The sequence below is a fragment of the Frigoribacterium sp. CFBP 8759 genome (assembly GCF_014841655.1).
Lineage (GTDB): Bacteria > Actinomycetota > Actinomycetes > Actinomycetales > Microbacteriaceae > Frigoribacterium.
On sequence record NZ_JACYUH010000002.1, the window covers coordinates 40,328 to 57,518 of the forward strand.

The 17,191-nt window shown below is 72.1% G+C and carries 14 protein-coding genes; 8 read left to right on the top strand and 6 right to left on the bottom strand.

Annotated elements, in window-relative coordinates:
- The first annotated feature begins 42 nt into the window (after positions 1 to 42).
- Complete coding sequence (locus IFT79_RS05515; RefSeq protein ID WP_192123183.1) at positions 43 to 1,332, top strand: lipopolysaccharide biosynthesis protein; 1,290 nt, start codon at positions 43 to 45, stop codon at positions 1,330 to 1,332.
- Here IFT79_RS05515 and IFT79_RS05520 read toward each other — a convergent pair.
- The 3 genes from IFT79_RS05520 to IFT79_RS05530 are packed head-to-tail and all read right to left on the bottom strand — an operon-like array spanning position 1,302 to position 3,546.
- Positions 1,302 to 2,324 carry a glycosyltransferase family 2 protein gene (locus tag IFT79_RS05520; RefSeq protein WP_192123185.1) on the bottom strand — a complete coding sequence of 341 codons (1,023 nt, stop codon included), beginning with the start codon at positions 2,322 to 2,324 and terminating at the stop codon, positions 1,302 to 1,304. The genes IFT79_RS05515 and IFT79_RS05520 overlap by 31 nt on opposite strands.
- Positions 2,321 to 2,812, bottom strand: a complete 492-nt coding sequence (locus IFT79_RS05525) for a DUF2304 domain-containing protein (RefSeq protein ID WP_082460294.1) — start codon at positions 2,810 to 2,812, stop codon at positions 2,321 to 2,323. Before IFT79_RS05525 ends, IFT79_RS05520 begins: the two co-directional genes overlap by 4 nt.
- Entirely contained in the window at positions 2,809 to 3,546 is a 738-nt protein-coding gene (locus IFT79_RS05530; protein ID WP_192123187.1) for a glycosyltransferase family 2 protein, read from the bottom strand. Before IFT79_RS05530 ends, IFT79_RS05525 begins: the two co-directional genes overlap by 4 nt.
- 82 nt (positions 3,547 to 3,628) lie before the next feature.
- On the opposite strand from IFT79_RS05530, the gene IFT79_RS05535 reads away from it, so the two are divergent.
- Entirely contained in the window at positions 3,629 to 5,011 is a 1,383-nt protein-coding gene (locus IFT79_RS05535) for a hypothetical protein (RefSeq protein ID WP_192123190.1), read from the top strand.
- Between the two features lie 67 nt (positions 5,012 to 5,078).
- Positions 5,079 to 5,870: a polyprenol monophosphomannose synthase gene (locus IFT79_RS05540; RefSeq protein ID WP_192123192.1), complete on the top strand. Its 792-nt coding sequence runs from the start codon at positions 5,079 to 5,081 to the stop codon at positions 5,868 to 5,870.
- A gap of 64 nt (positions 5,871 to 5,934) precedes the next feature.
- Here IFT79_RS05540 and IFT79_RS05545 read toward each other — a convergent pair whose 3' ends face one another.
- The 3 genes from IFT79_RS05545 to IFT79_RS05555 all read right to left on the bottom strand — a co-directional run bounded on the left by IFT79_RS05545 (position 5,935) and on the right by IFT79_RS05555 (position 9,828).
- Entirely contained in the window at positions 5,935 to 7,254 is a 1,320-nt protein-coding gene (locus tag IFT79_RS05545; protein WP_192123194.1) for an exopolysaccharide production protein, read from the bottom strand.
- The gene (locus tag IFT79_RS05550; protein WP_192123196.1) at positions 7,251 to 8,570 is read right to left on the bottom strand and encodes an O-antigen ligase family protein; all 1,320 of its coding nucleotides are present in this window, start codon (positions 8,568 to 8,570) and stop codon (positions 7,251 to 7,253) included. The genes IFT79_RS05545 and IFT79_RS05550 overlap by 4 nt, the downstream gene beginning before the upstream one ends.
- 61 nt (positions 8,571 to 8,631) lie before the next feature.
- Positions 8,632 to 9,828: an acyl-CoA dehydrogenase family protein gene (locus IFT79_RS05555; RefSeq protein WP_192123198.1), complete on the bottom strand. Its 1,197-nt coding sequence runs from the start codon at positions 9,826 to 9,828 to the stop codon at positions 8,632 to 8,634.
- A gap of 155 nt (positions 9,829 to 9,983) precedes the next feature.
- Here IFT79_RS05555 and manA point away from each other — a divergent pair, with 155 nt between their 5' ends.
- The 5 genes from manA (at position 9,984) to IFT79_RS05580 (ending at position 17,151) form a co-directional block, all read left to right on the top strand.
- Complete coding sequence (manA, locus tag IFT79_RS05560; RefSeq protein ID WP_192123201.1) at positions 9,984 to 11,150, top strand: mannose-6-phosphate isomerase, class I; 1,167 nt, start codon at positions 9,984 to 9,986, stop codon at positions 11,148 to 11,150.
- A 116-nt stretch (positions 11,151 to 11,266) separates the two neighbouring features.
- The gene (gene galE / locus IFT79_RS05565) at positions 11,267 to 12,226 is read left to right on the top strand and encodes a UDP-glucose 4-epimerase GalE (RefSeq protein ID WP_056046313.1); all 960 of its coding nucleotides are present in this window, start codon (positions 11,267 to 11,269) and stop codon (positions 12,224 to 12,226) included.
- Positions 12,227 to 12,411: 185 nt separating this feature from the next.
- Positions 12,412 to 12,744 carry a WhiB family transcriptional regulator gene (locus tag IFT79_RS16020; protein ID WP_173151170.1) on the top strand — a complete coding sequence of 111 codons (333 nt, stop codon included), beginning with the start codon at positions 12,412 to 12,414 and terminating at the stop codon, positions 12,742 to 12,744.
- 167 nt (positions 12,745 to 12,911) lie between these two features.
- Positions 12,912 to 15,743, top strand: coding sequence for a glycosyltransferase family 2 protein (locus IFT79_RS05575; RefSeq protein WP_192123203.1), 2,832 nt, complete (start codon positions 12,912 to 12,914; stop codon positions 15,741 to 15,743).
- Complete coding sequence (locus IFT79_RS05580) at positions 15,736 to 17,151, top strand: DUF5719 family protein (protein WP_192123205.1); 1,416 nt, start codon at positions 15,736 to 15,738, stop codon at positions 17,149 to 17,151. Before IFT79_RS05575 ends, IFT79_RS05580 begins: the two co-directional genes overlap by 8 nt.
- Positions 17,152 to 17,191 lie beyond the last annotated feature (40 nt).

The following is a 17,191-nucleotide window of genomic DNA, read 5'->3' on the forward strand; positions in this document are numbered from 1 at the left end:
TGGTGGGCGCTACCTCGATCTGGCTGACCGTAGGCTGACGCCATGAGTGTGAAGGGCGCGACCGCGACGACGGTGGAGCGGAAGAACGGTGCGATGGCCTCGGCGGCCCTTCTCTCGACCGTCGGGATCGGCGCTCAGGGCGTCAGCCGTCTCGTCTACACGGTCTTGATCGGACGTACCTTCGGCACGGAAGCACTCGGGCACGCCTCGACCCTCTTGTCCCTGTCGATCTTCGTCGCCCTGCTCTGGCCGACGGCGGCCGGGAACACCGCCTCGCGCTTCCTCGCCCTCGCCCTGCACCGCCGCGTCTCCGATGCCGCCCTCGTCCGTGTCCTCGGACGGACCATGCTCGCCTCGTCGTTGCTCCTGGGCGTGGCCACCGTGCCCGTCGCCATGGCTCTCGGCAACTCTCCTCTCGTGGCCGTGTCCGCCGCCGGGCTCGTCGTCGGCTACGGGCTCTACGCCTACGCCCGCGGCGGTCGGCTGGGGCGTCACGGCGCCGCCCGTGTCGCGCTCTGGGACTCCGTCTCGGCCGCAGGCGCGCTCGGCTTGTTGATCGTGGTCTGCCTCACCGGTCAGGGCACCTGGGTGCTCGTCCCCCTGACCGTCGGCTACCTCGTCTTCGCCGTCGCCTGCCTGCCCCGTGGCAACCGTCTGGCGGGACCCGAGCTCGAGGTCTCGCCCGTCCTCGGTTTCGCCCGATGGAACGTGGTGGCCGGGTTGACGACCAACGGCCTGCTCCAACTGGCCATGATCTCGGCCCAGGTCTGGGCTCCGGGCGACGCGGCCGGGTTCTTCGCAGCAGCCTTCACGCTGGCCACTCCCGCGTCCATGCTCGGCCAGGCCGTCAGTCAGATCGTGATCCCCGCGTTCGCCCACCGGGCGACGAGTTCGTCGCTGCGCCACCGTGGGCCGTTGTCGTTGTTCCTGGCATTCGCGGGGGGGTCGGCTCTCCTCTTCGGAGCGATGGTCCTGCTCGCTCCGTGGTACCTGCCGCTGTTCTACCCGACCGAGGGCGACGCGGCGGTACCCCTGTTGCGATTCCTGATGCTGGGTGTCTACGTCTTCACCGTCGCGCTCATCCCGGCGGCCCTCATGCTCGCCGCCGGTCGGTCCCGCGAGGTGGCCCTCAGTTCGGTGGCCGGGTTCGTCGCGGGCGTCACGGTGATGGTCGCGTCGGGCCCGACGGCGGGAGTGTCGTCCGGCAGCATCGGCTTCTTGGTCGGCTCGACGGTCAACCTCGTGGTCGTCGTCCTGTTGTCGGTCGGCCGTCGCCCGTCGGCGTCGTCACCGGACGTGGATCAGAGCAGCGAGCGCGCAACCCTCCAGTAGAGGCGCATCGACGCCTGCAGGAGGCCGGCGCCGGCGGGGAGCGGGAACACCTGCTGGTCCAGGGTGGCCGAGAGCAGCGGGGCCAGGTCTCGGTCGGACACGACCCTCCGGCTCTGCACCCACCGACGTCGTTGTCGTATCCACGCGGCGTTGTCACGGACCCAGGCATCGGCCCGCTTCTTCTCGGCAGCCCACCCCTGGCTCCGGGCCACCAGGGTCATGACGAGTCCGAGGGCGGTGACGGGCAGCCAGGTCACGACGCGCAGGCGTCGACCGTAGGCGGTCCGCAGGAAGATCTGTCGGTTCTTCTCGAGCAGGAACATCTTGAGGGGGTTCCGGCTGAACTCGTAGTGGTGGATCACCACGGCGTCAGCGACGTAGACGACGGTCAGTCCCGCCTGCCAGGTGCGCCAGCTGAGATCGACGTCCTCGTGGTAGGCGAAGTACTCGTCGGCGAATCCCTCCAGGCGCGTCCAGAGGTCGCGACGCAGGACGAGGCCTGCACCGGAGGCAGAGGCCACGAGGGTCTGGGCGGCGTGGTCACTCGCCGGTTCGTTCATGCCGCCGGCCCAGCTGAGGCCGACGACGTGGACGGGGTTGCCTGCCGAGTTCATGCGTCCGGGATCGGATGCCAGCCGGATGCTGCCCGTCGCGATGCCCACGCCGGGACGGGAGGCCACCGCCACGAGCTTGGCGAGGGCGTCCGGTGCGACCTCGGCGTCCGAGTTGACCAGGGCCAGGAACTCGCCCTCCGCGAAGCGGGCACCGTGGTTGACACCGCCTGCGAAGCCGAGGTTCTCGTGGGGGGTCACGATCCGCAGCCGTGGATCATCGGGCAGGTCGCGGACGGCGTCGCTCGTGCACCCGTTGTCGACCAACACGAGGTCGACGTCGACGCCGGTCGAGTCGAGCACCGAACGGACGGCTCGGTCCAGCACGGCCTCGTCACCATAGGCGAGCGTCACCACCGTGACGCGGGGCGACGCGGTCATGAGCGGCCGGCCCGGTCGGTGGGCTCGTCGGTCCGCAGGCCCGCGTCGGGTTCGTGCCCGGTGGCATCGCCCTCGGGGTGCGACGTCGTCACGCCACGGCCGGTGGCACCCACGTCGTCCGCCGAGGCCTTCCTGTCCGCAGCGCGGTCGAGACGGGAGACGCGCTCGTCGAGGAGGGCCACGTGTTCGGCCAGGGTGCGCGACTTCTCTTCGAGGATGGTCAGCTCGGCGCTGTGTTGCACCGAGACGAGGAAGAGGACGACCACGCAGACGAAGAATCCGAGGTTCGTGGGCACGGCGATGCCGAGCAGTCCGGCCAAGCCCGTCAGGACGTGCGGGAAGACGGCGATGAGCAGCGCGAGGGTGCCCGCGACCATCCACCACAGGGCGTGGCGCTCGCGGACGCGGCGACGACGCAACAACTCGAAGACGACGACGAGCACCAAGAGGGCCGAGACGATGCCGAAGACGTAGGTCGTGACGCTCACGCGGCGACCCCCGCGTCGCTGCGCAGGGACAGGGGCGGCCGCCACAGCGCGATGACGAGGGCGAGGCACGCTCGTCCGAGGTACACGGCGGCCTTGGCGGGATCGTGTGACGGGATGCCGCCGGCCCGGACCCGCATGGACACCGGCACCTGGGTGAGGCGGCAGCCGGCCCGGGCGGCGAGCACGAGTGATTCGACGGTGTCACCGAGGTACTCGGCAGGGTAGTGCTCGGCGAAGATCTCGACGGCCCGCGGGCCGGCCCCCCGGAATCCGGAGGTGGTGTCGGTCAAGGGCGTGTGGGCGATGCGGCTCACGACCGTGGCGAGCACGACCATCGCCCAGCGGCGCGGCCCGCGCGCCTCGTAGTCGCCCTCGCCCGCGAACCGGGCGCCGATGGCGACGTCGTGGGACTCCAGGGCCTTCAGCAGCAGCGGGACCCCTGCCGGATCGTGCTGCCCGTCCGAGTCCACCTGCACGACGTTCTCGAAGCCGTTGGCCCGCGCGAACTTGAACCCGGCACGCATGGCCCCCCCGACACCGAGGTTGAAGGGCAGATCGAGGACGGTCGCGCCCGCGGCACGGGCCACCTCGACGGTGCGATCCCGCGATCCGTCGTTCACGACGAGCACGCTGATGCCGGGCAGGGCGCCGAACACCTCTCGGACGACGTCTCCGACCGCGGCCTCTTCGTTGAAGGCGGGCATGACGATGAGCGTCTTCTCCAACGAGACCATGCAGTGATGCTAACAGTCGACCCGGCCGGCACCCGGCGCGCCGGGGGAGCGCGCCCGGACGGGGATGCAGGAGAATCGTCCGGTGACCCGAGCGCTTCCGAACACCACGACCGACCGGTCGGCGGACTTCGTCGACGACGATGCCGCCGACGCGCGACGAGCGCCCCGCCTCGTCCTCGACGTCGGCACGGCTGCCGCGCTGGGTGTCGTGGCGGCCCTCGTGTCGTGGTGGCGCCTCCCCGAGGCGGCGAGGTCGACCCTTTGGGCGGAGGACGGCCCGATCTTCCTCTCGCAGCGGCTCGACCTGGGCCCCTGGGAGTCCCTCGTGACCCCCTACGCCGGCTATCAGCACCTCGGCGCGCGCCTGGCGACCGACCTGGCGGTTCTCGTGGGCGATCTCGGGGACGTGGCCCACGTGATCGCTGCGGTCTGCTGCGGGGTGGTCGGCCTCGTGACCGCGCTCGTCTTCGTCCTCAGTCGTCAGTACGTCGTGTCCTCGGCCGCCCGGGTGGCGATCGCCGCCGTGACCGTGCTCGCCCCGATCGCCCCGATCGAGGTGTCCGGCAACCTGGCCAACCTGCACTGGTACCTGCTCTGGCTCTTGTTCTGGGCGGTGCTGCACGTGCCGCGCACCTGGTGGGGCAGCGGCCTGCAGGCGGGCGTCGTCCTCGTCTGCGCGCTCACCGAGGTCCAGTCGCTCCTGCTGGTTCCCCTCGTCCTCGTCACCGTCCGGCACCGACGCTCGTGGCCGGTGTCCGGTGCCCTGCTCGTGGGGGTGGCGGTGCAGCTGTGGACCTCGTGGGCCTTCCCCCGTCCGGCGTCGACCTACCCCGCACCCGATCTGACCGACCTCGTCCTCAGCTTCCTGGCTCAGCCGGTCATGTCGACCTTCGTCGCGTCATCCGGAACGGCCTCCGACCTGCTCGTCGAGACGTCCTGGGGCATCGCGGTACTCGTGCTGGCGGGCATCGTCCTCTGCGCCGGCTGGGCCGCCGTGGCGGGGCGGCGTCGACGTCTCTGGCTGGTCCTGGGTCTCGTCGTCTACGCACCGCTCCTCTGGGCCGCCGGCATCGTCGCGAACGCGAGCGGGCTCACCGAATACGGTCTGAACGGCCCGGGCTGGCTGGCGACGTCCGGCTACCTGAGGTACGCGCTCGTGCCGTCGATGCTGCTCCTGACCGCCGTCGCCCTCGCCGCGGACGCGTTCCTCGCGCGGCGCCGCGCCGTGACGACGGTCGCGGGCGCCGTCCTCCTCGCCGCCTTCGCCGGGGCCGTCCTGTGGCACCCACAGCTCGACCACGTGCTCCGCAGCGACTACGGCCCGTGGCAGTCGAACTACGACCAGGTCGTCGACCAGTGCCGCAGCGGGGACGTCGTGCTCGACGACGGCAAGGCCCTCGTGCCGATCGCCCCGACCGGCTGGTTCGTGGCAGCCGACTGCTCGACGCTCGACGAGCGCGGATGAGGCCCTGGCGCAGCCGTGGAATGATGGACGCACCCTGCCGCCCCCGTACCGAAAGCCACCCGATCGCATGACCTCCTCCGCGCACACCGGCGCCGGCGCCCTCGTCGTCCTCCCCACCTACGACGAGGTCGAGAACCTCCCGCTCATCCTGGGGCGCCTGTTCGCCGCGGCCCCCGAGATCGACGTGCTCGTGGTCGACGACGGCAGCCCCGACGGCACCGGTGAGTTGGCCGAGACGATGGCCGCCACCGATCCCCGCATCCACGTGATGCACCGCACGGGCAAGCTCGGGCTCGGTTCCGCTTACGTCATGGGCTTCGGCTGGGGCCTCGAGCGGGGCTACGACGTCGTCGTCGAGATGGATGCCGACGGCTCGCACCCGCCCGAGAAGCTGCCCGAGATGATCGCCCTGGTCAGCGCGTCCGGCCCCGGCACGCCGAGCCTCGCGATCGGCTCGCGGTGGGTTCCCGGCGGCTCGGTCATCAACTGGCCGGTCTCGCGCCAGGTCCTGAGCCGGGGCGGCAACCTGTACGCCCGCCTCGCCCTCGGACTGCAGCTCAAGGACGTCACGGCGGGGTTCCGGGCCTACACCCGTGAGGCGCTGCAAGCGATGGACCTCACGGGCATCGACTCGAAGGGATACTGCTTCCAGGTCGACATGACCCTCCGCGTCCTCGACGGCGGGGGGCGCGTCGTCGAGGTGCCCATCGAGTTCCGCGAACGCGAGCTCGGCGAGTCCAAGATGAGCCAGGCCATCGTCGTCGAGGCCATGCTGCGCGTCACGCAGTGGGGCTTCCGACGCCGCCTGCAGACCCTGCTCGGCAACCGCCCCGGGCCGCGCTGGGTCGTCGAGGACTGAAGCAGCGCGCCGGGTCGCGACCGGCGACCGACGTCCGCGACGGCACCCGACCGAGCCGCGCCTCCTAGCGGCGGTTAGCCTGCGGCAGCCGTGACCGCCACGACCGCTTGCGGGCGGCGATCGTCGCGATGGCGACGAAGGTCATCAGGGTTCCCTCGAACAACACGAAGCTCTCGGCGACGGCGGTGACCCCGATCAGCACCAGGACGAGCGCCGGCCAGACGTACGCCACGATCGGGTGACCCGACGCCGTGATCCAGCTGCGCACGAACGCCAGGGTGCCGGCCACGACGAGGAGCAACCCGCCGACCAGGCCCAGTTGCAGCCAGATGTCGAAGAACGCGTTGAGCCCCGTCTCGTGCGGTCGGCCGCTCGGCGCGATGATCGTCGAGTACGGGAAGATCCCGGTCGGCCACTGCCCGACGAAGCCCCAGCCGACGATGTCGTGCACCGCGGCCAGTTCGCGGATGCGCGCCCAGAGCAGCGATCGCACCGACAGGTCGTTGGTCGCGTCCACCGCGTCCAGGAGGCGCGAGCGACCCGCGTATGCCAGCGCACCACCCAGCACCACGATCACCGCGAAGACCGATTGCAGGAGCGACCGTCTCGACTCGGGAGCCCGGCGCAGCGCGTCGAGCGCCACTCCCGCCACGATCAGGACGATGACCGCGATCGCCGTCGCGGGGGAGCGGGCGAAACCGAGCGCCGTGAGGGCGAGCACGCCCGAGGCGACGGCCTGCCGCCGAGGGACCGACCGGGTGAGGAACTCGACGGCGAACGTGATGACCGCGAGCGTCGCCAGGAAGCCCAGGTAGTTGCGCGTGCCCGAGATGCCCTGGATCGGACCGCCCGCGGCGAGGTTGCCCTGGATTCCGAGGAACGCGATCGGTTGGTCGATCAGCAGCCCGCTCAGCACCTCGAGCGACAGCGACACGACGAGCAGGATGCGGAGCGCGTCCCCGAAGGCCCGCACCACCTGGACCAGGTCGCGGCCCAGGGCCAGGTACAGCCCGAGGGCGCCGAACCCGACCGCGTAGGCCACACCGCCGACGGTGACCCAGGTGTACTCGCTCCAGAAGACGCTGAGGGCCATGAAGCCGAACAGGGCGATGAGCGACACCGGCAGGATGCCGTGCCACTCGATGTGGTGTCGGCCACCGACCAGGGAGAGGGTCGCGAGCACCACGAGGGTGCCCAGGACGGCGAGCGAGCCCGGCCACCCCATCAGGGCGCGGACCGACTGGGTCGAGAACGCGTAGAGCACGATGGCGACCGAGAGGGCCTGCGAGAAGTGCCCGCCGGCCGAGAAGCCGATCCAGGCCGAGAGGTACCGGCGCAGGGGATCGCGGCTGCGGTCGAACCCGTGGCCGTGGCCGGACGTCACCGGTCGTGGCCCGTCCAGCCGAAGGGGTCGCGGCGCGTCACGAGCACGACGACCACGAACGTGGCCCAGCCCCACTCGACGATCAGCCGGGACTCGGTCAACCCGTGGACGAGCAGGGCCGTCACGAGCAGCAAGGGCAACAGGTCGAGGGCCGACCACGGCGCTGCGACCCCGCGCGAGAGCATGCGGCGGTCGACGGCCCACCACCACGATCTCAGGACGACGCCGACGATCGTGAGCCCGAACAACGCGAGGCCGATCCAGCCCAGCTGGAACCAGACGTCGAGGTACGCGTCGTGCGCCTGCAGGTACACGACGCCGTTGCGCTCGGCGAGGTCGGTGAACGGTTCGACGAACGGGAACCAGTAGCTGACCCAACCCCAGCCCACGACGGGGTGCTGGACGCCGAGGTCGTAGACGGCCGACCAGATGTCGGTGCGACCCGTCAGGTCGCCGCTCTTCCCCAGCAGCGCGAGCAGCGGGCCGCGGGCGAGGACGACCACCGTGACGGCCGCCAGCACGACGAGCGCCGCCACGCCGAGGACGGGCCCCCGGCGGCCGGGCTCGCGGCGTCGGGTCGCCACCACCAGCAGCGACACGAGGCCGACGGCGACCGCGACCACCGCGACGGTCGCCGACCGGGTCAGGGCGAGCGCCAGGAGCGAGGTGACGAGACCGACGATCGCCGTGCCGCGACCGATGGACCGGTCCGCCGCCTGGACCGCCGTGACGATCAGGGCGAGCAGGGCGATGATCGCGAGGATGTTGCTGTTGCCCTGCAGCCCCTGGATGCGACCGCCCTCGAAGAGCACGTCGCGCGACCAGAACCACGCCGCCGGCCGATCCGTGCAGTCCAGGTACACCGGGCAGACCGGCCGGCGGACGACCAGTCCGACGACGACCTCGAAGAGCAGGGAGGCCACGACGTGGATGCGCAAGGCCCGACCGAGGGCGGTCACGATGGTCGGCCACGAGGCGACGACGGTGACCGCCAGGGCGCCCACGCTCGTCATCAGCGTGAGGACGATGCCGATCGCCGAGCCGGCGGGGTACTGCGACCACGCGATCGAGACGACGGCGAAGAGCAGGAAGAGGACGAGGAGGCGCGGGAGGGTCCGTACCCGGGGCGGATGCCGCACGACGAGGACGACGGCGGCGACGACCATCGCCACGCAGGCCGCCCCCCAGCCCCACCAGCCGGTGCCGTTGCGGAGGACGTCGCCACCGAACAACACGAGGAACGCCAGCGTCGCGAACGTCGTGGCTCCGCGCGTCGGTACCGTCCGGGCGGGCCGCGCGGGCAACGTCGTGGTCATGGGCACCAGGCTAGACGACGGGGGAGGCGCGGAGGAGCGACCGGGGGCCGCCCCTCCCGGATCAGACGAACGCCGCCTGGCCCGTGATGCTGCGGCCCACGATGAGGGTGTTCATCTCGCGGGTCCCCTCGTAGCTGTACAGCGCCTCGGCGTCGGCGAAGAACCGGGCCACGTCGTACTCGAGCACGATGCCGTTGCCGCCCATGACCTCGCGGGCGTACCCCACCGTCTCGCGCATGCGGGCCGTGGTGAACGCCTTGGCGAGCGAGGCGTGCTCGTCGCGCTGGGTGCCCTCGTCGAGCATCTGCGAGCACCGCACCACCATGCCGATCGAGGCGGTGATGTTGCCGATGCACTTCACCAGCAGGTCCTGGATCAGCTGGTGCTTGGCGATGGGCTTGCCGAATTGCACGCGCTCGTTGGCGTACGCCAGGGCGGCCTCGTAGGCGCCGATCGAGTTGCCCACGGCCGCCCAGGCGACCTCGGCCCGCGTCAGGCGCAGCACGGCCGCCGTGCTGCGGAACGAATCGGCCTGTTGCAGTCGGTGGCTCTCGGGCACGCGCACGTCCTCGAGGGTGATGTCGGCGTTCTGGACGATGCGGAGGCTCTGCTTGTCCTCGATCTTGGTCGCCTTGTAGCCGGCGGTGTCGGTCGGGACGATGAAGCCCTTGACCTGGCCGTCCTCGGCGCTCTTGGCCCAGATGATCGTGATGTCGCTGAACGTGGCGTTGCCGATCCACCGCTTGGAGCCGTTCAGCACCCAGTCGTCGCCGTCGCGGGTGGCGATCGTGCGGAGTCCCTGGGCCGAGTCGGACCCCGACAGCGGTTCGGTCAGGCCGAAGGCGCCCACCAGGTCACCGCTCGCCATGCGGGGCAGCCACTCGGCACGCTGCTCGGGCGAGCCGCCGACGCCGATCGAGCCCATCGCGAGTCCGTTCTGCACGCCGACGAAGGTCGCGACGGACGCGTCCACGCGCGCGAGCTCGAGCGCGACCCAGCCGCGGAAGACGGCGGAGTTCTCGAACGGGCGCGTCTCCTCCCACGGCATGCCGAAGAGGCCCAGGCCGGCGAGGCCCTTCACGATCTCGTGCGGGAAGGTCGCGTCGGCCCAGTGGCGGTTCACCCCGGGCTTGACCTCGGTCTCGAGGTAGTGGCGCAGGTCGGCCAGCACGCCCTTCTCGCGGTCCGAGAGGAGGTCCTCGTAACCGTAGAAGTCGCTGACGAGGGAGGTGAACGAGGTGAGGGTCGCTGATGACATCCGTGCTCCATTGCTTCGTGTCGGGACGACAGGAGCCTAGGCAGCGCCCCAGCCGCCGCCAAGGGGTTGGTAGCTTTGATCAACGCCCCGGCGTCGTCGACCTCACCGCTTTGTAGGGGGCGACCAAGCACGACCTCCGACAAGCAGGTAAAGCCATGTTCCTCGCCATCACCAACACGCCCCGCGACTACGCCTGGGGCTCGACGACGGCCATCGCCGACCTGCTCGGTCGTCGACCGAGCGGCCGCCCCGAGGCCGAGCTGTGGCTCGGTGCGCACCCGGGTTCGCCGAGCGTCGTCGTCGCCCCGGCGGTCGTGGGTGGTGCCGACACCCTCGCCGACTGGTTCGCCGCCGAGCCGGGCAGGGCGCTCGGCCGCGACCGGGACCACCTGCCGTTCCTGCTGAAGTTGCTCGCGGCCGACGGCCCGCTGTCCATCCAGGCGCACCCCACCCCCGAGCAGGCCCGCGAGGGCTTCGCGCGCGAGGACGCCGCGGGCATCCCGCTCGACGCCCCCGAGCGCAACTACAAGGACTCCTCGGCCAAGCCCGAGATCATCGTGGCGTTGAGCGACACCTTCGACGCCCTCTGCGGGTTCCGCGAGCCGGCCCGGACCCTGGCCGACCTCGACCTCCTCGACGACGGCTCGGGGCGCCTCGACCTGCTCCGCCGACACCTGGGCGAGTCCCTGCGGTCGACCCTGGCCTTCCTCTTCCAGGGCGACGACGAGTCGTCCGCGGCCATCGCGGCGGTGAGCGAACTCGCCGCCGCCCACCGGGCGGACGGCGCGGGCATCGCCACGGTCGTCGACCTGGCGGAGCGCTACCCCGGCGACCCCGGCGTGGTCGTCTCGCTGTTGCTCAACCGGGTGACGCTGCGTGCCGGGGAGGCGCTGTTCCTGCCCGCCGGCAACGTGCACGCCTACCTGGGCGGCTTCGGCGTCGAGCTCATGGCGCCCTCCGACAACGTGCTGCGCGGCGGCTTGACTCCCAAGCACGTGGACGTCCCCGAGCTGCTGAAGGTCCTCGACTTCGAACCACTGCCCGTCCCCCGTCTCGACCCGACCACGGTCGCCCGGGGGGTCGAGCGCTTCGCGCCTCCCGGCACGGGCTTCGCCATGCTGCGGGTCGACGCCGAGGGTCCGGGGGCCGTCGTCGAGATCGGCGGTCCGAGCATCGTCCTGGTCACCGCCGGAGAGGTCCACGTCAAGGGTCAGGACGGCACCATCCGGCTCGGTCGTGGCGAGTCCGCGTTCGTCACCCCCGACGAGGTCCGACTCGCGATGACCGGCGGCGGCACCGCCTACGTGGCGACGCCGGCCTGAGCCGGGCCGAGCGGCCGGGCGGAGCCGTCCGCTCCGCGTGACGTCCGGCTCCGCGCGCCCCACCCGGCGCTCGTGGTGGCACCCGTGACCCGTCGGGCACCCGATAGGTTGGCCCCATGTCATGGTTGGTCACCGGCGGTGCCGGGTACATCGGTTCTCACGTCGTCCGCGAGCTCACGGGGGCGGGCATCGACGCGGTCGTCCTGGACGACCTCTCGTCCGGCCTCGAGGCCTTCGTGCCCGCCGACGTCCCGTTCGTCCGGGGTTCCCTCCTCGACCGCGAGCTGATCGAGCAGACCATCGACCGGCACGGCGTGACCGGCGTCGTCCACGTCGCGGGCTACAAGTACGCCGGGGTCTCGGTCCAGCGGCCGTTGCACACCTACGACCAGAACGTCACGGGGACCGCCCGCCTCCTCGAGGCCATGTCGAGCCGGGGCGTCGACCGGATCGTGTTCTCGTCCAGCGCGGCCGTCTACGGCACGCCGCCGACCGAACTCGTCACCGAGGACACGCCCAAGGCACCCGCGTCTCCCTACGGCGAGAGCAAGCTGATCGGCGAGTGGCTGCTGCGCGACCAGGGGGTGGCCGAGGGCCTGCGCCACACCAGCCTGCGCTACTTCAACGTCGTGGGTTCGGGTCGGCCCGACCTCTGGGACGCCAGCCCGCACAACCTCTTCCCGCTCGTCTTCGCCGCGCTCGCCGAGGGCCGCGTCCCGCGCATCAACGGCGACGACTACGACACCCCCGACGGGACGTGCGTCCGCGACTACGTCCACGTCGCCGACCTGGCGGTCTCGCACGTCGCGGCGGCCCGCCGACTGGACGCGGGCGAGCCGGTCGAGCCGGCCTACAACCTCGGTTCGGGCGGCGGCGTCTCGGTCGCCGAGATCATGACCGCGATGCGCGAGGGCACCGGCATCGACTTCACGCCCGAGATCGCCCCGCGTCGTCCCGGCGACCCCGACCGCATCGTCGCCGACGGCAGCCTGGCGGCGCGCGACCTCGACTGGGAGATGCGGCACACGCTGCTCGAGATGGTCACCAGCGCCTGGCAGGCCGCGCCTCGCGGTTGACCGTCCGCCACGTACCCGACATCACCCGTTCCCGTCGAAACGTCCCCCGACACGCCGGGGCTCCCTTGCCCCTGATCGGGGGGTGGAGGGTTTATTGGCCCTCGACTTGACGGATGGGTAATGACACCGGTGTAATTACCTTGTCGCGTACATTCACGGGCGATCGACACGAGGGGAGATGCGCTGTGGGCATCCACGAGAACCGCGCCGGCGTCCCGGACGACTGGCACGTCGACCCGATCCAGCTGGGCGTCCCCGGCATCGGATCGTCGTCGCGCACAATCGTCGCCGACGACGAGAACCAGCTGGCCTGGCAGGCGGACTCGCTCTGCGCCCAGACCGATCCCGAGGCGTTCTTCCCCGAGAAGGGCGGCTCCACGCGCGACGCCAAGAAGATCTGCGCCTCCTGCGACGTCCGGGCCCAGTGCCTCGAGTACGCCCTGCAGAACGACGAGCGCTTCGGCATCTGGGGCGGGCTGTCCGAGCGCGAGCGTCGCAAGCTCCGCAAGCGGGCCTGACCCGCGCCTCCTCGGCTTCCGACGGCATCGACCCCTCCGGGTCGGTGCCGTTCCGTCGTGATGGCCCGAGGTCGCGGGGACCAGGAGGCGCGGGTCGGCACGTCTCGCCCGTCGCGTCGGCGCGCCGAGCCGGTGCCCGCGCCGGTGCGACCTAGGCTGCACGAGTCATGCAGCCGAGAGTCACAGCGATCCTCGTCGCCCCTGGTGGAGCGACCTACCTCGACCGAACCCTCGACGGACTGTCGCGTCAGACGCGGCCCCCCGAGGCATTGGTGGTGGTCGACACGGGCGGCAAGGACTCGGCCGCGGGTCGGCTGTCGCTGAGCGGCGCCGCCCAGTTGGCCTCGCTTCCCGACGCGAAGACGTTCGGTGCCGCCGCCGCGCACGGCGTGCGACTCTCCGACCCGGGCGACGGGGACCCCGACGAGTGGGTCTGGCTGCTCGGGCACGACAACGCACCCGCGCCCGAGGCGCTCGAGCGCCTCATGACGACCGTCGAGGTGTCGCCCTCCGTCGCGGTCGCGGGCCCCAAGCTGATGCGGTGGGGCCAGCCCGGTGTCATCGCCGAGTTCGGCGAGACCGTCACCCGGTACGGCGCCTCGCTCGCCCGCGTCGAGAACGAACTCGACCAGGGCCAGCACGACGTCACGGACGACGTGCTCGGCGTCGCGGCGGGGGGCATGCTCGTCCGTCGCACGGTCTGGAACGCCCTGGGCGGCTTCGACCCCGCGCTGCCGCACGTCGACGCCGCACTCGACTTCTCGATCCGTGCCCGCCTCGCCGGTCACCGGGTGGTCCTCGTCCCCGACGCGAAGGTCGACAGTGCCGGGCCGCCGGAGGAGTTCGGCCACGGGCCCGTCGGGCACGCCCGCCGGGCGCGCCTGCACCGTGCCGCCCAACTGCACCGGCGCCTCGTCTACTCGGCGGCCGCCCTGTTGCCGCTGCACTGGCTCAGCCTGGTGCCGCTGGCGGTCGTGCGCAGCGTCTGGCACCTGCTCACCAAGAACCCGGGAGCCGTGGTGGGCGAGTTCGCCACCGCGTTCCGGGCTGCCTTCGGCGGCTCGCACGTGCGCTCGGCTCGTCGGGCCCTCGCCCGGACCAAGAGCGTCGGCTGGAGCTCGGTGGAGCCCTTGCGCGCGTCCCGCGCGATGCTCCGAGAACGACGGGTCACCGAACGTGACGCACAGGTCGCCGGCGTCGAGGACGCACCCGACCCCCGGGCGAGCTTCGTCCACTCGGGCGGCCTCTGGGTCGTGCTGGTCACCGCCGTCGTCGGTGTGGTGGCGTTCCTGCCGCTGCTCGGCAACCCGGCCGTCACGGGTGGGGGACTCCTGCCGCTCAGCACCTCGGTGGGTCAGCTCTGGTCGTCGGTGGGCTACGGCTGGCGCGAGATCGGCACCGGGTTCCTCGGCCCCTCGGACCCGTTCGCCGCGCTCGTCGCGGTCCTCGGCACCCTGACGCCCTGGTCGCCGTCGACCGCGGTCCTCGGGGTCTACCTCGTGGCCCTGCCGCTCTCCGCGCTGGGCGCGTGGTTCGCCACCCGCCGCGTGACCCGCCGCACCTGGGTGCCGGCCGTCGCCGCGGCGCTGTACGCCTTCTCGTCCCCGCTGCTCTCGGGTCTGCAGTCCGGTCACCTCGGTGCCGTCCTCGCGCACGTGGCGCTGCCGTTCCTCGTCTGGGCCATGATCGGGGCCGCGAGGTCGTGGACGGCCGGGGCCACCGCCTCCTTGCTGTTCGCCGTCGTCGCGGCGGCCGCTCCCTCGCTCGTGCCGGCCCTCCTCGTCGGTTGGCTCGGGTCGATCGTCAGCCGCCCCCGCGGCACCCATCGCCTCGTGGCGGTGCCGCTGCCCGCGCTGGCCCTCTTCGCGCCCCTCGTCGTCGCCCAGCTGCAGCGGGGCACGTGGTGGGCCGTGTTCGCCGACCCCGGAGTCCCCACGAGGTCGGACCCGGCCTCACCGCTGCAGCTGCTGCTCACGTCCCCCGAGACGGGCCTCAACGGCTGGACGGCACTGATCGCCTGGACGGGTTTCTCGTCCGCCACGCTCGCCGTCCTGGTCGCCGTCGCGATCGCCCCGCTGGCGCTGCTCGCCGTGGCCTCGCCGTTCGTCGGCTCGCAGCGCCGCGCGGTCCCCGCCCTCTCGCTCGCCCTGCTCGGCTACCTGACGGCCGTCGCCGCGACCCACGTGTCCGTCACGGGCGTCGGCAGCGACACGACCACGATCTGGGCCGGCAGCGGACTGAGCCTCTACCTGTTGGGGCTCGTCGGCGCCGCGGCCGTGACCCTCGACCGGCTGCCCCGGGTCGCCCCGCCGGCCGGCGCCCTGGTCGCCGTGCTGGCGGTCGCCGCTGCGGCCCCCACCGTGATCGCGTCGTTCGGCCCTGTGGCCGACGTCCGTCCGAGCTCGGGGCGCATCCTGTCGGCCTACGTCACCGCCGAGGCCGAGGCGACACCCGACGTCGGGACGCTCGTCCTCACGCCCCAGTCGGACGGCTCGCTCGCCGTGTCGCTCGAGCACGGTCAAGGAGCGACGCTCGACGACCAGTCGACGCTCGACTCGACCGCCCCACGCCTCACCTCGGTCAACGAGGACCTCACCGTCCTGGCCGGCAACCTCGTCAGCCGCAGCGGTTTCGACCCGACCGACGACCTGCGTCGACTGGGCGTCGGGTTCGTGTTGCTGACGGCCACCGACGACGACGGCGACGCCGACCGGCTCGGCCAGCGTGCGGGCGAGGCGCTCGACGCCGACGCCGACTTCCTGCCGGTGGGCGACACGTCCAACGGCCTCCTCTGGCGTTACGTGGAGGCGCAGGACGAGCGCGAGGCGCGTCCGGCTGCGGGACCGCTGCGACCGATCGTCCTGATCAGCTGGGGACTCGTCTTCGGTTCCGCCCTGTTGCTCGCCATCCCGACGTCGCCGCGACGACGTCGATCCCGGGCCGGGACGCCCGAGGCCGAGCAGCCCGCCACGACCTTCGACGAGGAGCGAGATGAATAAGCGATCGGTCTTCTCCACGACGGGACGCGTCGCGGTCGGCGTCGTCGGTCTGGCCGTCGCCGCCGCGGTCGTCGGCGGTGCCACGGTCGTCCGCCTCCCCTCCTTCGAGACGGTGCCGGCGGGGCAGCTCGTGACGCCCGTGCCGGTCGACCAGCAGCGGGTCTGCACCGGTGCCCTGTTGCAGCTCTCGGACGCCGAGGGGCAGCAGGCCACGACCGCCAGTTCGGTGGGTAGAGCGGCCGTGGCCCGGGAATCGAGCGAGGGCGACGTCGACGTCGACGAGCTCGCCGGTGCCGACAGCAGCGACTCGCGACCGTCCGTGGTCACGGCACCCGTCGAGGGCACCGACGTGCCCCTCGTCGCGGCCGCCCAGAGCCAATCGGTCGACGAGGGCGACCTGCGCGGCTTCGCCTCGGCACCCTGCACCGAGCCCACCAGCTCGACCTGGCTGATCGGCGGCTCGACCGAGACGGGACGCGTGTCGCTCATCAGCCTCGTCAACCCCAGCGACGTCAACGCCACCGTCGACCTCGACATCCGTTCCGAGACCGGCGAGGTGCAGGGCCCCGGAATCGACGGGATCGTCGTCGCGCCCCGCAGCCAGAAGGTGGTTCCGCTCTCGGGCTTCGCGACCGGACTCGTCTCGCCGGCCGTCCACGTGTCGAGTCGCGGCGGGCAGATCGTCGCCACGCTCCAGCAGAGCGTCGTCCGCACCCTCGAACCGGGTGGGGTGGACATCGTGACCGGCTCGGCCGCGCCGTCTCGCGAGTCGGTCGTCACGGGGATCGTCGTCCGCGACTCCGCCAACCTCGAGGGAGCACTCGCCGACCCGTCGTCCTCCGACCTCCAGTCGGTGCTGCGCGTCCTCGTCCCGGGCCAGGGTCCCTCGCAGCTGAGCGTCTCGTTGGCCACCGACGACGGCACCGGCACCTCGTTCGAGACCCGGGTCGAAGGCGGGCGCGTCACCGACGTCCCGATCGACGGGCTCGAGGACGGCGTCTACACGGCCACCGTCCGGTCGTCGACGGCCGTGGCCGTGGCCGCCCGGACCTCCACGGTCGCCGCGGACGCGGGAGGCGTCGACCTCAGCTGGGCCGCCTCGTCGCCCCGTCTCTCCGGTGACACCGAGGTGGTCGTGCCCGACGGCGAGGGCGGACGCCTCTGGCTCGCCAACCCGGGCCAGGACGCCGTCACGGCCGAGGTCACGGTGGGCGACGGCGACGAGCGGGACGTCGAGGTACCCGGTGGGTCGACGGTCGGCGTCGACGTGCAACGGGGCGACGCCGTCCGGCTCGGGAACGCCGACGACCTGCGCGCGGGCGTCAGCTTCTCGGCCCCCGGAGCCGTCGCCGCCTGGCCGGTGACCTCGCCGCTGCCGGCGTCCACCCCGGTGACCGTCTACCCCTGACGTCGGGGGCACACGCCCCGACGACCCCGACGACCCCGAC

Bases quoted from the DNA above. Each gene is read 5' to 3' on its own strand.
- IFT79_RS05515 (WP_192123183.1), top strand. From the start codon at position 43: ATGAGTGTGAAGGGCGCGACCGCGACGACGGTGGAGCGGAAGAACGGT.
- IFT79_RS05520 (WP_192123185.1), bottom strand. From the start codon at position 2,324: ATGACCGCGTCGCCCCGCGTCACGGTGGTGACGCTCGCCTATGGTGAC.
- IFT79_RS05530 (WP_192123187.1), bottom strand. From the start codon at position 3,546: ATGGTCTCGTTGGAGAAGACGCTCATCGTCATGCCCGCCTTCAACGAA.
- IFT79_RS05540 (WP_192123192.1), top strand. From the start codon at position 5,079: ATGACCTCCTCCGCGCACACCGGCGCCGGCGCCCTCGTCGTCCTCCCC.
- IFT79_RS05550 (WP_192123196.1), bottom strand. From the start codon at position 8,570: ATGACCACGACGTTGCCCGCGCGGCCCGCCCGGACGGTACCGACGCGC.
- IFT79_RS05555 (WP_192123198.1), bottom strand. From the start codon at position 9,828: ATGTCATCAGCGACCCTCACCTCGTTCACCTCCCTCGTCAGCGACTTC.
- manA (WP_192123201.1), top strand. From the start codon at position 9,984: ATGTTCCTCGCCATCACCAACACGCCCCGCGACTACGCCTGGGGCTCG.
- galE (WP_056046313.1), top strand. From the start codon at position 11,267: ATGTCATGGTTGGTCACCGGCGGTGCCGGGTACATCGGTTCTCACGTC.
- IFT79_RS05575 (WP_192123203.1), top strand. From the start codon at position 12,912: ATGCAGCCGAGAGTCACAGCGATCCTCGTCGCCCCTGGTGGAGCGACC.
- IFT79_RS05580 (WP_192123205.1), top strand. From the start codon at position 15,736: ATGAATAAGCGATCGGTCTTCTCCACGACGGGACGCGTCGCGGTCGGC.